This is a genomic window from Sporosarcina sp. P16b, assembly GCF_002743065.1.
Classification (GTDB): domain Bacteria; phylum Bacillota; class Bacilli; order Bacillales_A; family Planococcaceae; genus Sporosarcina.
The window spans coordinates 30,796-44,302 of record NZ_PDYO01000008.1 but is presented as its reverse complement, the minus strand read 5'-3'; the positions used below and the strand labels follow the sequence as shown (position 1 = coordinate 44,302).

Below are 13,507 nucleotides of genomic sequence, written 5' to 3'. Positions count from 1 at the left end.
TACTCTTCTATTATACTTCCACTCCATTCTATTTCTAAAGCCCTCTTTACCTGTCATAATCTAGTGATTGTTAGTTCAAGTATCGGAACGTAATAAAGAAAAAAGTTCCCGTGCTATAGTAGATTTCATCATTCCAGACACATTCAATTTCTTGTTATGCTCTACCTCAAAAGAACCTACGTTACAGACTATAACCTTGTTTTAAAATTGTCAACTTAACATATATATCAAATTAATCTGTTAATAACCTTTATTTCTATTTACTTAAAGTGAAGTACATATTCTACACATCATGACTTTTAATCGAATACCCGATGTCTAGTATGCCGAGTTTTTGTATGAACTTTATTTATATTGCACTTGATTTCTCGTCATTTAGGTTTACACTAGAAAAAGAACTTTTTAAGGGGCTATCATATGAAATCAAGCATACAATCTATTTTTCAACGCTATTGGAATCCCTATCTTGTCTTATTGATGGCGGGTATTCTGAGTGCACTATATTTCGGTTTAACATCAACTGTTTGGGCAGTTACCGGTGAATTTACTCGGCTTGGTGGCGATATTTTATTGTTATTCGGAGTAGATATTTCAGACTGGCAATACTTTGATATGGTACATCTACAAGGAGCAACGTGGAATAGACCGGATGGCTGGATTGTCTGGGGGATGTTTGTAGGCGCGCTCATTATGGTGTTGCTCAGTAATAGCTTCAAGATCCGTCTTCCACAGCAAAAGCGACGCTATGTTCAGGGGTTAATTGGTGGAATCATCGCAGGATTTGGTGCTCGTTTGGCACTCGGTTGTAACTTGGCTGCTTTCTTCACAGGCGTTCCGCAATTTTCTTTCCATTCTTGGATCTTCATTGTGGCGACAGGTATAGGTACATTCTTCGGTGCTAAACTGACTAAAACACGCTGGTGGAAAGGCAAGCCTTCGTTGACTCGAGGGAGTGCAAAGCCTACACGACTTAACAAACGTATTATCCAACCGTACGTCGGCGGAGGGATCGCCGTACTTTATATCGGACTCATTATATACTTCTTCGCGTCAGGACAAAAATTGCTTGGTTTAGGCGCACTGTTTGGTCTCGCATTTGGTATTCTAATCGAACGCGGACAAATTTGTTTTACTTCTGCATTCCGTGATTTATTTCTCGTTGGACGCAGTGTCATGGCAAAAGCGATTATTCTCGGAATGTCCGTCAGTTCTATTTTGACGATCATTGTCATTTCTATTTATGATGTAACACCGATCACACAAATTGCGGCACTTAGCACGTTTGTCGGCGGCGCATTATTCGGACTTGGTATTGTTATGGCATCAGGCTGTGAAACAGGTATGATGTATCGCTTGATGGAAGGTCAATTATTATTTTTGCCGGTATTTTTGGGCAATATTATCGGTGCTACGTTCCTTGCCTACGCATGGGATCACCTCGGTGTTTATAATGTATTAGTTAAGAATGGCGCGAAAATCAATCTACTTGAAACACTCGGAACCATTGGAGCCATTTCCATCACACTCCTCATGCTTGGCGGGCTATATGCATTAACAGTATATGGAGAAAAACGCTACCATCAGAAATTAGCAGTTAAGAGAGGAATGAAGGTACATGCAAGCTAAATTAGAAGCGGACTTCACACTCGACCTTCGCGGTGAGTCTTGTCCCTACCCTGTTATTTACACATTAGAAACACTCGAAGGGTTGAATAAAGGCGAGTTGCTGCAAGTCATCACCGATTGCCCCGGCTCTTTCCGCAACGTACCCGAAGAAGCAATTGCTCACGGTTACAAATTTGCACAAGATCCTGTCAAGAACGGACAAGAATATATATTTCATATTTACGCATGAAAAATAGGCAGCTTCCTCTGAAAGGGAAGTTGCCTTTTACATTCTTAAAACTGAAAACCGCACGTCTAAATCAAGTTTTCTTTCTCCATGACAGTAGTCGTCTTTTTATTCCTTGTTCCTTTTTCAATTGTGATCTCCACCATCTGTTCTTCCAGTTCGTCATAAGGTATCCCTTCATAAATATGGATTCCATCTTTTTACATACTGACACACCCATTTTATAAACGAAGCCATCATTGATAAGATGATGAAGACCAGAGACAATGCAGTAATAACCGCTGCTATGTCCGATAACTATCCTTGATCCCCAAGCAACAGAAGTAGGGCTGTTCCTTGTATTGAATACCCGGAACAGCCCTTTTCATTTAATCTCTTACTTTATCAATCGATGTTACTGCTTACAACATTTATGGCTCACCCATTGTTTTTTAGAGAAATTATTTACTCGTGACTACCATTTCCTCTTCCCGTGTCCCTTCCACGTCTGCCAAAAGTGCTGGTTCTTTCTTCGTCTCTACCGGCTTTATCGGTTTAGAAAGACCGGACTTTACTGGTTTAGAAAGTTCCGGTTTCCCCGGTTCAGAAGGTTCCGCCTTCTCCTTCGCTTTTTCTCCAGAAATGATTGCAGCCTCTTCTTTTAACCCAATAAATGTTGAGTAGCACATGAAGAGCATCATGACTGCGATTGGAATAGCTGTGGCAACGAGTGCAGATTGCAGCCCTGCTAAGCCACCTGTCATGATCAACACGATAGAGATAGCTGCGATGATCACTCCCCATACGATCTTCGTCAGATGTGATGGATTCGGATTCCCACTTTCACTGATCATACCAAGTACAAATACTGCTGAGTTTGCGGAAGTGATAAAGAAAACTAGGACTAGCACCATGGCTAAAATACTCAAAAATACTGTCATTGGCAAGTATTCAAAAAACTGAAACAGTGCTGAAGTAACATCTGATTCCACCGCGGTTGCAAGTGCAGTCGCGCCTGCATTCTGGATGAACGTAATCGCCGAGCCACCCATGGCCGAAAACCAAATGAAAGATCCCAATACTGGGATAAAAATCGCACCGAACATAAATTCCTTTATCGTTCTGCCTTTTGAAATCCTGCCTACAAAGCTGCCGACTAACGGAGCCCATGCAATCCACCAGCCGAAATAGAACAACGTCCAACTTGAAATCCACGAACCATCCCCATATGGATCCGTACGGAATGACATGCTGATGAAGTTCTGCGCATAATCACCTATTCCTTGGAAGAAGATTTTCATAATCATCTGTGTCGGACCCAAGAGAAGCACCAACCCCAATAAAACGAACGCCAGTAACATATTCAAGTTGGATAGATGCTTCATAGCCCCTTGAAGACCGGAAACTGTCGATGCCACGTAAATAATGCTAACGACTATGATGATGATCGCTTGTGTGGAAATACCGATCGGCACGTCCCAGAGATAATTCATGCCGCTATTGACTTGCAATGTTCCGAAGCCGAGCGAAGTCGCAATCCCAATGACGATGGATAGGATGACGATGACGTCGATAGTTTTGCCGAAAGTTCCTCGAATTTTATCGCCGACCAACGGATAAAAGACAGAACTTAAAGAAGCGGGTAGTTTTTTCCGGTACTGGAAAAAAGCTAATGATACACCGACCAACGCATAGCAGGCCCATGCCGAAACACCCCAATGCAGGAAAACGAATTGCATTGCCGTTTTTGCAGATTCTTCCGAATAACCCGTTCCAAACGGAGGGTCTATGTAGTAGGAAACCGGTTCTGCAACTCCCCAGAAGACCAGGCTGATTCCTATAGAAGCACTAAATAGCATACCGATCCAAGTGGCCGTCTTATATTCCGGCCGATCATCATCATCTCCCAACCGGATATGACCGAATTTGGACATCCCGATATAAATACAAAAAACGAAGAAAATGAAAACGCTTCCCAAAATGAACCAACCTAGATTATTATAGATGAAACTAAGTGAGGAATTTGAGAAGTTTTCTAGCTGCTTCGGCGCAAAAATACCGATACTTATTAAAACTAAGCTAACAGCCAATGAAGAATAAAACACTGTTTTTTTATCTCTCATATTACCGCTCCTATTTCAAAGACCCACTTGTGTGGATGTGTCGAGTATCCCCACACACAGCCAAACGAGCGGGCATTTGTTAAATTTTAATCGGTGTTATTTGCATAACACCGATTAAATCGAATTTAAGCTTTAACTGACTGCAAATTCCCTATGATATCTACAATCCGGTCTCCCACTTCAGAAGTAGAAGCGCTGCCCTTCATATCAGGCGTGAGCACTTCATCGTCCACCAATAATTGCTCGATAGCATCTACAACCATTTTACCGTATTGTTCGTAACCGAAGTGATCGAGCATTTGACTCGCAGACCAGATGGTAGCTAAAGGATTACCGATTCCTTTGCCTGCAATATCGGGAGCCGACCCATGTACAGGTTCAAACATGGATGGGAATGTACCCTCCGGATTAATGTTTGCACCTGCAGCCAGGCCGATTCCGCCTGCAATTGCTGCGCCGACATCGGTTAAAATATCACCAAACAAATTCGAAGTAACTACTACTTCAAAACGTTTTGGATCTGTGATCATTAGCATCGCAGCAGCATCCACTAAATAAGATGCAGTTTTGACTTCCGGGTATTCTGCACTTACTTCTTCGAATACTTGATCCCAGAAGACCATCGAATAGTTTAATGCATTCGCTTTACTGATACTTGTCAGGCTACGGCCTTGTTTTTTAGCAGTTTCAAAAGCATAGCGAATAATTCTTTCTGTACCTTTGCGGGAGAATACACCGTTCTGCAGAACCACTTCATGCTCCTGACCTTTAAACAGCCAATCTCCAGCTCCCGAATATTCACCTTCTGTATTTTCACGAATGAACAGCATATCAATATCTTTGCGTTCGATATTCTGCAGTGGAGTATATGCCCCCGCCAGCAACGTCACAGGACGAATATTGACATATTGATCGAAACTTTTACGGATGATCAACAAGAGATCCCATAACGAGATATGATCCGGAACACCCGGGAATCCGACAGCTCCTAAATAGATCGCGTCAAACTCCTTCAGTTGTTCAATTCCATCTTCAGCCATCATTCGTCCTTGTTGCGTGTAATATTCACAACCCCAAGGGAAATAAGTGAAATCAAATGCGAAGCCGCCGTCTAGTTCGGCAGTTTTCTTTAATACCTTAATCCCTTCGTCAATAACTTCGGGACCGATACCATCTCCTGCAATAACTGCAATTTTATATGTTTTCAATTTCGGATCCACCACTTTCATCCTTGATTCCAGACTACGAGTTTCATTTCTGTCATTTCTTCAATGGCATATTTCAAGCCTTCGCGTCCTGTTCCGCTCTCTTTTACACCGCCGTATGGCATTTGGTCTACACGGTAGGTAGGTACGTCATTAATAATCACGCCGCCGACTTCCAAGTTTTTCGAAACATACAGAGCATGCTGCACATTATTTGTATAGATTCCCGCTTGTAAACCGAAACGAGAGTCATTGACTAACTCAACAGCTGTTTGCACGGAATCTACTTTATTCACCACGACAATTGGTGCAAACACTTCCTGGCAAGAAACTTTTAGCGCATGATCTGCATTTGCAATGATTGTAGGTTCCAGGACACCGTTTTGCGCATGGCCACCTGCAAGAATTTCTGCATCGTAATTCTTTGTTTCTTCAATCCAGCTAAGTGTGCGCTCCAATTCTTTCTTTGAAATCAACGATGAGATATACGTATCTTCCGCAAACGGATCACCTAACTTCAATTGTTTAGCAGCAGCAGCAAATTTAGTTGTGAATTCTTCGTAAAGATCTTCGTGAACGTAAATTCGTTGTGTTGAAATACACACTTGACCTTGATTCGAGAAGGCTCCCATAATACAGCGATCGATAATAGAGTCAATTTCGATGTCCTTATCTATAATCAACGCAGAGTTGGATCCTAATTCCAATGTTGTCTTCTTCAATCCAGCTTTATTGCTGATTCCGATTCCGACACTTGGACTTCCAGTAAACGTAACCATTTTAACACGTTCATCTAAGACAAGAACTTCGCCGATCACACCGCCCGGTCCCGTGATGACATTTAGCACGCCCGGTGGAAGACCAGCGTCTTTAAATACTTCCGCAATGAATAAAGCAGATAAAGGTGTTTGGGAAGCCGGTTTCAAAACGATCGGGTTCCCTGCAGCAATTGCCGGGCCAACTTTATGCGCCACTAAATTCATTGGGAAGTTAAATGGCGTAATGGCTGCGATTACGCCAATCGGTTCACGCAATGTATAACCGATGCGTCCGACACCGCCTGAAGCAGCATCAAATGGAATCGTTTCTCCATGGATACGTTTTGCTTCTTCCGCGGCGAATTTATATGTCTCAATTGTTCTTAAAACTTCCGCTCTAGCAAACATGATGGGCTTCGCAGATTCACTTGAAATGACTGTCGCTGCTTCTTCCGTTCTCTCTGCTAGTATGCTTGCAACGTTTTCCAATATTTCAGCACGTTGAAATGCTGGCATGTTACCAATAACTTTTCTGGCATTATACGCAGCTTCAATCGCTTGTTCCGTCAGTGCTTGATCCGCCATAGCAATGTCAGCAATTTTTTCATTAGAATATGGAGAATATAGTGGAGCGTAGTTTGGTGCTTCTACATATTCCCCATTAATCATTAATTGTTTATTAGTTGTTCTATCAAGTAATTTATTCATTGAGCGCCTCCAGAACCATTTCATGGAATTGTACAATTGCTTGTTCAGATTGTGAGTAGCGACCTTTCTCGAATGCACGTGATTTGAAGCCGAGTTGCTCTAATTCAACCAATTCGATATCTTCAAAGCGAACTTGCTCCGCGAACGTCATCAAGTCTTTTTCTTCCTGAGTCAATTTTTCCAAGCTGTCTTCGCTGAAGTAGTATGTGTAAACGATTTCAGTATTTTCTTCATCGATCGGAACTAATTGAATAGTTGCCATATTTGCAGGTCCCGGATAAATTGTCAACATCAAGTTCGGCCATAACCAGAAGAATGAGCCACCTTGCATTTCTGCTTCATCTAGATTTACTTCTCCATATTGCTTATCAGGCTTCACCATGGAACCTTGTATTGAATAGTTCTCACACGTAATGATCTGATAATCATCCATATCTAATGTGTCAATAAAGCTTGGATGCGCTACGTGACAATGATCACATTCGAGGTAGTTTTCAATAAATGCTTTCCAATTCGCTTTAATATGACGGGACTTCTTATGAGTAAACTGCAAGTTCTTCAAGAATTCAAATTTCCCTAGACGATCGAAGAAATCGCCATATGATTCAGCCAATGGCTTTGCGTTGTCATCCAAGTTAACAAAAATTAAAGATTCGATTACTTCCATTCTGACGGAACGCAAGCACGCATCTTGAACGCAAGCAGCATCTTCTTCACTACGGAAGTTCGGTGCTTTGTTTAAAGCGCCATCCGTTTTGAATGTCCAGCCATGATACGAGCATTGTAGAATTTTCTTTTTGCCCGAATCACTTTTCTCCAGCTTCGTCGCTCTGTGAGGACAAACATTATAAAACGCGCGTAGAACTTCATCTGTTCCACGTATAATGATAAGTGGGTCATCGCCAACCTCAGCAGTAAAAAATGCACCTTTTTTCTCAACTTGGCTAACATGGCCGACTAATTGCCAACTCTTTGCGAAAATCAATTCTCTTTCTCTTTTCAATACCTCTGGATCCGTAAATAGGTTGTAAGGCATCGTTCTTTCAAAAGTTCTATTCGTTGCGTTCTGTACTTTATTATAAGCCATTTTTCATTCTCCTTCAGAGTTATATTTTGTAATTCATCAATCATTTTATTAACTAGCTATAATTTTCTGACAAGAGAACGGAGTCTCTGCCATTTTGATAGAGTTGGTTGGACAACCTTCAAATGCATCTTCCAAATCCTCAATCAGATCTTCTGGAACTTCCGTAACTCCTTCATTGTCATCCAATAAAGCAAAAGCAAATCCATCGGCTGTGTAGTCAAATAGTTCGGGGGCAACAGGATTACATGCCCCGCAAGCAATACATGTACTTCGCTCCACCATTGTATATTGCGCCATTTCCTAGCCTCCTATCTAAAAATTAATCAGTTGACTCCAACCTTCGCTTTCTTTGGCACTTCTTCCGCTTCACCCATAACGCTCGTACTGTGTAGCGGTTGCATTTTTGCAGTCGGATCTATTAATACTTTTACGCTACTCACCGCAACAGGTGCTTCTCCAAAACCAGATGCAATCAGCTTAACTTTTCCTTCATAAGTACAAATATCGCCCACCGCGTATATTCCTTCAATATTTGTTTCCATTTTTGAATTAACCACTACGGAGTTTTTATCTATTTCAAGACTCCAGTCTTTGATAGGACCGAGCGATGAGACAAAACCGTAATTGATCAATACGTCATCGACTTCAAGCTCTTCCAACTCACCTGTTTTCGAATGCTTGATGATGACCTTTTCAACTTTCTCGTCTCCCACCAATTCAACTGGAACATATGGCGTCAAGCAGTTCACTTTGGATTGTTTCAATAATTCTACACTGTGTTCATGTGCACGAAACTTATCTCTCCGGTGAATAATGGAAGCCTTTTCAGCAATCGGCTCAAGCATCAATGCCCAATCTACTGCAGAATCCCCGCCACCAAACAAAGCCACTTTCTTGCCTTGGAACTGATTCATGTTCTGAACGAAGTAATGAATGTTTTGATTTTGGAATTTCTCTTCACTTTCGATTTCCATCTTCCTTGCTTGAAAAGCACCGTTACCGGCAGTGATAATAATTGTTCGTGAATAATGTACTCCACTATTTGTAGTCAACTTGAAAACACCGTCATGTTCTTTTAAGACTTCCATTACCGTCTCACCTAAGCAGATAGTAGTCTCAAATTGATTCATTTGTTCGACTAGATTATCTACTAGCTCCTGAGCTCTGACTTTAGGAAACCCTGCAATGTCATAAATATATTTTTCAGGATACAATGCAGAAAGTTGACCGCCTAGTTGGGGTAAGCTTTCAATAATTTTTACAGACATTTGTCGAAGTCCTGCATAAAATGCAGTAAATAGGCCGACTGGTCCACCTCCAATAATTGTTATGTCACTAACTTCGGCTGATCTGTTCATATTGTGCCTCCTCATTATCATTTATATTAAAGGTATAGTTACGGGGCGATCAGGGTATTCCCTTATCTTTGCCGCGTTACTAAATACTATTGCAAGTATCATGCCAACTTTTGAGATTTGCATGGGAATACGATTGTTCTCGTCTTTTTTATAAAACGCTGTTACAATTGATTCACAATTGAGTCAATGGAGACTCAGTAAAATATAAATATTCTCAAAATTAACTCAAAATAATTAGTAGGAAGGTGAAACAATATGTCCTATGAGAACGAACAGGAAAAAATGAGTTTATCTTTAGAATCCTTGCTTAAAATTCTGGATTATTCATCAGATGAAATCTATGTATTGGACAAAGAGATAAGGATCGTCTATGTAAATCGAAATTGTGAAAAGCATTATGGAATGACAAAAGATGATGTTGTCGGTAAGTATAATGATGACTTTTTTAACGATGGATACTGGACGCCTTCCGTAGTTCCACTCGTACTGGAAAAGAAAACTCCCGTTTCAGTACGCCAACAAACTCATATTGGTGCTGAATTGCTGACTAGGGCTTTCCCTATATTGAACTCGAACAATGAGATTGAATACATTGTGTGCACAGCAACCGAAATACAAGATTTTAAACGGCTCATCAAAAAGGAGGAACCTAACCTTACAAACTCGGCAGATGAAGTTTTTGCAAGTACGATTATAACGAACAACGCAAAAATGCGAAAAATACTGCGCTTTTGTGAAAAGGTGGCACCTACAGATTCTACTATTTTAATCCATGGTCAATCGGGAACTGGAAAAGGGGTCATCGCATATCAATTGCATAAATTGAGTAAAAGAAAGGATGGTCCTTTCCTTAATGTAAATTGTGCAGCTATTCCCGGAGATCTGTTAGAATCGGAGCTTTTTGGTTACACGGCAGGATCATTTACTGGTGCTAAAAAAGACGGTAAAATTGGTTTGTTCGAGGCAGCAGATAACGGCACAATTTTTTTTGGATGAAATCGGCGAGTTGGCTTTGCCCCTTCAGGCAAAAGTTCTTCAAGTCATACAAGACAAAAAGTTTATTCCTATTGGCAGCAACGTCAGCAAGACAGTGGATATCCGTATTATCGCCGCAACAAATCAAGACTTACCGAAAATGGTAGAAAATAAGACTTTCCGCGAAGATCTATTCTACCGACTCAATGTCATTGACATCGAACTGCCACGGTTGGATGAACGCAAAGAAGATATTATCCCTTTAACTTATAGCTTTCTGAATAATTTTAACAACAAGTACAACTCTACTAAAATAATTTCTGAAGATTGTTTGAATGTACTCTATCATTATTCGTGGCCAGGCAATGTGCGACAGTTAGAAAACTTGATAGAGCGACTGGTAATTACAAGTGATGCAGTCATCACTTTAGAAGATTTACCCGAAGTAATCTTGGAAAAAGTAAAAGATATACCTGAACTCGCCTATTCCAATTCTCTCGACCAGGCATTGGATAATGTAACAGCTACCATGGTTAGAAGATCCTATCAGAAGTTTGGTTCTACGAGAGGTGTGGCATCAGACCTCCAGATCAGCCAGTCGAAAGCATCCCGATTGATTCGTGATTATTGTCGGGATGAAGAGTAAGAAAACTATTATCATAAATTTGACAATAATAAAAAGGCATCACTCGGCACGAGTAACATTTTGCCGAGCGGTAGCCTTTTATTATTGTTTTTATAGGATTTTCCCTGGAGATTCTATTTTCTATTTCATGGGGTGATCAATCGAACAACCATACCTTCTTCGCAGATCATATAAGTGAATAGAATAACTAAGGTATTTTGTCTTGCTATCTTTGAATAACCAATAGATATACTAGCTCTTGCTATCCAACAATTATAAGCAAGTGCTTTATATCTGTCTTTATTGATTCACAGTAAATTTGCAGTGCGTTTACACGCTTCCTTCGCTTCTATCATCATACGTTCCAATAGTTCTTGGACCGTTGGAATATCTTCTATTAATCCAGCGACCTGACCACTATTGATATAGCCGTTCTGCATATCTCCCTTTATGGCACCTAACACATGCTGTACCTCGGTAGTCGCTTCATTAAACTCTTCTAGCTTCATTCCCTCTTTTACACGCTTTTCTAGGTTCATTACATAATCGTTAGTTAGTACTCTTCTCACACGACCCACTTCACGACCAATGATTCTCGTTTCTATGTCAGATGCATCTAGTAGACGTTGCTTATAGAGTTCGTGCGCTTGCATTTCCTGAGTGGCTATAAAGCGAGTGCCCATCTGCACACCTTCAGCTCCTAGAGCAAGTGCTGCAGCTAAACCTTTTCCGTCCCCGATTCCACCCGCTGCTACGACAGGAATTTGAATACTTTTAGTAATTTGCGGAATCAACGTCATCGTAGTTAATTCAAGAGGCGAGTTGATACCAGCAGCTTCAAACCCTTCCGCCACTATAATATCCGCTCCGGCCGCTTCCGCTTTTAATGCATGCTTTACAGAAGCTACGATAGCCATAACTTTTATTTCATTATCATGTAAGGTTTGAATGTATGGCGACGGATTGCCAGCCGATAACGATACAACAGGTACTCGGTGCTTAATAACTAATGCTAGTAATTCTTCGACTTGAGGTGCTACATTAATAGCAATATTTACAGCAAAAGGACGTGTAGTCATAGATTTCAAATCGGTAATTTTTTGCTCTACCTCATCTAATCCGGATGTTCCACAACCTATTGTGCCTAAACCCCCAGCTTCAGAAATAGCTGCCGCCAAATTTACGCTACTGATATTTCCCATCCCACCATGAATGACTGGATATCGTATAGACAATTCCTTACATAACCTATTCATACAATGCACTCCCTTTTATGTTATACTTTATCATATATTTATATCGATAGGAGGAGAAAATTCATGATTATACCTTACAATAACAAAAGTCCTTTGATTAATGAATCCGCTTTCATTGCCCCCGGTGCTTATCTAATAGGCGACGTAACAGTTGGAGAAGAATCTACGATATGGTTCAACTCTGTATTACGAGGGGACGAGGGTGCTATTGTAATTGGCAAGCGGTGCAGTATACAGGATAATTCTACAATTCATCTATATGAAAATGCACCTGTTGAAATTGAAGACGAAGTAACTGTTGGACATAATGTAGTATTACATGGCTGTAGAATCCGAAAACGTTCTATTATTGGTATGGGTTCAACCATTCTTGATCATGCAGACATCGGGGAAGAGTGCATTATAGGCGCAAACACTTTAATCCCTTCCGGAAAAGTTATTCCACCGCGCTCTTTAGTGATTGGATCTCCTGGAAAAGTCGTTAGACAATTAAATGACCAAGATCTTGAACTGATTCAGCTGTCTATAGATACGTACGTTGAGAAAGGAAAAGACTTCAACCTGATTTTACAGAACGAATTGAATGCTTGATAGGTTATCATTAAGAAAAGCCATGAGCGTAAAATAAAATGCTCACGGCTTTTTTCTATCATTTTATAATCATTGGGTTGTCTTCAGCATCGTACGTAGCGTCTTTTCTACTTATATCATTATCTTTTTCAAATATATGTTCGAAAAATCGATTAGCGGGTTCTGCAAGTAACTTATAATATTGTGCAAATAAATGAGCTGAGTGTGTTCCGCTCCACATCTCAGGAAGAAGTTCTTTTGGCAAACCGGGATCAACAAACAAAAACTTACGATATTCATGCACTAAATTGGTGCGTTCTACAAAACATTGGGCATCCGATAACAAACCACTTTCCATTGCACTTGTAGACACGACGAATTTATGACTGTATATCGAAATAAACTCTTCATACTTTTTCTCAATTTCTCCAAGAGGCCAGCTTTTGGCAACCAATTCTTGGTTTGACCTGGGTCCTCTGTTCTCAGAGAGAAATAAGTCGGCGTGATCTTCAATCTCATATTTTGCTATTAATAAGCGTACTTCTTTCGCCAAATCATTTGGCGTAATCCAACAACCATTCGTAAAGGTACCGAATCCACTCCATAAAAGCTCTTTCCGCAATTCATCGCGGAGTTGCCGTTTATCTTCAGGTATGTTGTAAATCAACATACGCCATTGACCATCCCATTCATGAGGCTCTAATTTAAAAATACGCGATGCAGCTTCCTCGATACGAGATACCCCACGTTTTGTTAAGTAATAGTAACTCTTTCTTCCTACACGCTCTGTTTCAAACCATCCCTGCTTCATCATTCGAGATAGAACAACGCGTACAGCTTGTTCATTATGGCCAAATTCTTTCATCAACTGGATCAGGCTACCGATCCAAATTTTATTGCCATAGTGGCGAACATAATCACCGAAAATCGTAAATATCATAGACTTTGTATTAGAGATAGAAAAAACCACTCTTTCAATTAAATTATTCGGTTCCTTCTCTCTATTATAAC

At 40.6% G+C, this 13,507-nt stretch carries 13 protein-coding genes; 5 read left to right on the top strand and 8 right to left on the bottom strand.

Going from position 1 to position 13,507, the window contains the following annotated elements:
- Positions 1-417 precede the first annotated feature (417 nt).
- Positions 418-1,626: a selenium metabolism membrane protein YedE/FdhT gene (gene yedE, locus CSV77_RS10755; RefSeq protein ID WP_099673421.1), complete on the top strand. Its 1,209-nt coding sequence runs from the start codon at positions 418-420 to the stop codon at positions 1,624-1,626.
- Positions 1,616-1,855, top strand: coding sequence for a sulfurtransferase-like selenium metabolism protein YedF (gene yedF / locus CSV77_RS10750; RefSeq protein ID WP_099673420.1), 240 nt, complete (start codon positions 1,616-1,618; stop codon positions 1,853-1,855). Before yedE ends, yedF begins: the two co-directional genes overlap by 11 nt.
- Positions 1,856-2,292: 437 nt before the next feature.
- Here the strand turns inward: yedF and CSV77_RS10745 are convergent, their stop codons facing one another.
- The 6 genes from CSV77_RS10745 to CSV77_RS10720 all read right to left on the bottom strand — a co-directional run bounded on the left by CSV77_RS10745 (position 2,293) and on the right by CSV77_RS10720 (position 9,070).
- Positions 2,293-3,954: a BCCT family transporter gene (locus tag CSV77_RS10745; RefSeq protein ID WP_099673419.1), complete on the bottom strand. Its 1,662-nt coding sequence runs from the start codon at positions 3,952-3,954 to the stop codon at positions 2,293-2,295.
- Positions 3,955-4,079: 125 nt separating this feature from the next.
- The gene (locus CSV77_RS10740; protein WP_099673494.1) at positions 4,080-5,162 is read right to left on the bottom strand and encodes a tartrate dehydrogenase; all 1,083 of its coding nucleotides are present in this window, start codon (positions 5,160-5,162) and stop codon (positions 4,080-4,082) included.
- Between the two features lie 17 nt (positions 5,163-5,179).
- On the bottom strand, positions 5,180-6,625 hold the full coding sequence (locus CSV77_RS10735) for an aldehyde dehydrogenase family protein (protein ID WP_099673418.1): 1,446 nt from the start codon (positions 6,623-6,625) through the stop codon (positions 5,180-5,182).
- The gene (locus CSV77_RS10730; protein WP_099673417.1) at positions 6,618-7,712 is read right to left on the bottom strand and encodes an aromatic ring-hydroxylating oxygenase subunit alpha; all 1,095 of its coding nucleotides are present in this window, start codon (positions 7,710-7,712) and stop codon (positions 6,618-6,620) included. The genes CSV77_RS10735 and CSV77_RS10730 overlap by 8 nt, the downstream gene beginning before the upstream one ends.
- Before the next feature lie 48 nt (positions 7,713-7,760).
- Complete coding sequence (locus CSV77_RS10725) at positions 7,761-8,009, bottom strand: ferredoxin (protein ID WP_099673416.1); 249 nt, start codon at positions 8,007-8,009, stop codon at positions 7,761-7,763.
- A gap of 26 nt (positions 8,010-8,035) precedes the next feature.
- Positions 8,036-9,070 (bottom strand): NAD(P)/FAD-dependent oxidoreductase, encoded by a 1,035-nt coding sequence (locus CSV77_RS10720; RefSeq protein WP_099673415.1) that lies wholly within the window; start codon positions 9,068-9,070, stop codon positions 8,036-8,038.
- A 282-nt stretch (positions 9,071-9,352) separates the two neighbouring features.
- On the opposite strand from CSV77_RS10720, the gene CSV77_RS17380 reads away from it, so the two are divergent.
- Both CSV77_RS17380 and CSV77_RS17375 read left to right on the top strand, forming a co-directional pair.
- Positions 9,353-10,066: a sigma 54-interacting transcriptional regulator gene (locus CSV77_RS17380; RefSeq protein ID WP_369802760.1), complete on the top strand. Its 714-nt coding sequence runs from the start codon at positions 9,353-9,355 to the stop codon at positions 10,064-10,066.
- Positions 10,067-10,076: 10 nt separating this feature from the next.
- A complete protein-coding gene (locus tag CSV77_RS17375) occupies positions 10,077-10,691 on the top strand; it encodes an AAA-type ATPase lid domain-containing protein (RefSeq protein WP_369802759.1) in 615 nt (204 codons plus the stop codon).
- A 287-nt stretch (positions 10,692-10,978) separates the two neighbouring features.
- Here the strand turns inward: CSV77_RS17375 and CSV77_RS10710 are convergent, their stop codons facing one another.
- Positions 10,979-11,926, bottom strand: coding sequence for an NAD(P)H-dependent flavin oxidoreductase (locus CSV77_RS10710; protein WP_099673414.1), 948 nt, complete (start codon positions 11,924-11,926; stop codon positions 10,979-10,981).
- A gap of 63 nt (positions 11,927-11,989) precedes the next feature.
- Between CSV77_RS10710 and CSV77_RS10705 the strand changes: the two genes are divergently transcribed.
- Positions 11,990-12,517, top strand: a complete 528-nt coding sequence (locus tag CSV77_RS10705; RefSeq protein ID WP_099632035.1) for a gamma carbonic anhydrase family protein — start codon at positions 11,990-11,992, stop codon at positions 12,515-12,517.
- A 58-nt stretch (positions 12,518-12,575) separates the two neighbouring features.
- Here CSV77_RS10705 and paaX read toward each other — a convergent pair whose 3' ends face one another.
- Positions 12,576-13,436: a phenylacetic acid degradation operon negative regulatory protein PaaX gene (gene paaX / locus CSV77_RS10700; protein ID WP_099673493.1), complete on the bottom strand. Its 861-nt coding sequence runs from the start codon at positions 13,434-13,436 to the stop codon at positions 12,576-12,578.
- Positions 13,437-13,507 lie beyond the last annotated feature (71 nt).

Excerpts from the sequence above, each read along its gene's own strand:
- CSV77_RS10735 (WP_099673418.1), bottom strand. The coding sequence starts at position 6,625 with ATGAATAAATTACTTGATAGAACAACTAATAAACAATTAATGATTAAT.
- CSV77_RS10705 (WP_099632035.1), top strand. The coding sequence starts at position 11,990 with ATGATTATACCTTACAATAACAAAAGTCCTTTGATTAATGAATCCGCT.
- CSV77_RS10710 (WP_099673414.1), bottom strand. The coding sequence starts at position 11,926 with ATGAATAGGTTATGTAAGGAATTGTCTATACGATATCCAGTCATTCAT.
- CSV77_RS10725 (WP_099673416.1), bottom strand. The coding sequence starts at position 8,009 with ATGGCGCAATATACAATGGTGGAGCGAAGTACATGTATTGCTTGCGGG.
- paaX (WP_099673493.1), bottom strand. The coding sequence starts at position 13,436 with ATGATATTTACGATTTTCGGTGATTATGTTCGCCACTATGGCAATAAA.
- CSV77_RS17380 (WP_369802760.1), top strand. The coding sequence starts at position 9,353 with ATGAGTTTATCTTTAGAATCCTTGCTTAAAATTCTGGATTATTCATCA.
- CSV77_RS10745 (WP_099673419.1), bottom strand. The coding sequence starts at position 3,954 with ATGAGAGATAAAAAAACAGTGTTTTATTCTTCATTGGCTGTTAGCTTA.
- CSV77_RS10730 (WP_099673417.1), bottom strand. The coding sequence starts at position 7,712 with ATGGCTTATAATAAAGTACAGAACGCAACGAATAGAACTTTTGAAAGA.
- yedF (WP_099673420.1), top strand. The coding sequence starts at position 1,616 with ATGCAAGCTAAATTAGAAGCGGACTTCACACTCGACCTTCGCGGTGAG.
- yedE (WP_099673421.1), top strand. The coding sequence starts at position 418 with ATGAAATCAAGCATACAATCTATTTTTCAACGCTATTGGAATCCCTAT.
- CSV77_RS10720 (WP_099673415.1), bottom strand. The coding sequence starts at position 9,070 with ATGAACAGATCAGCCGAAGTTAGTGACATAACAATTATTGGAGGTGGA.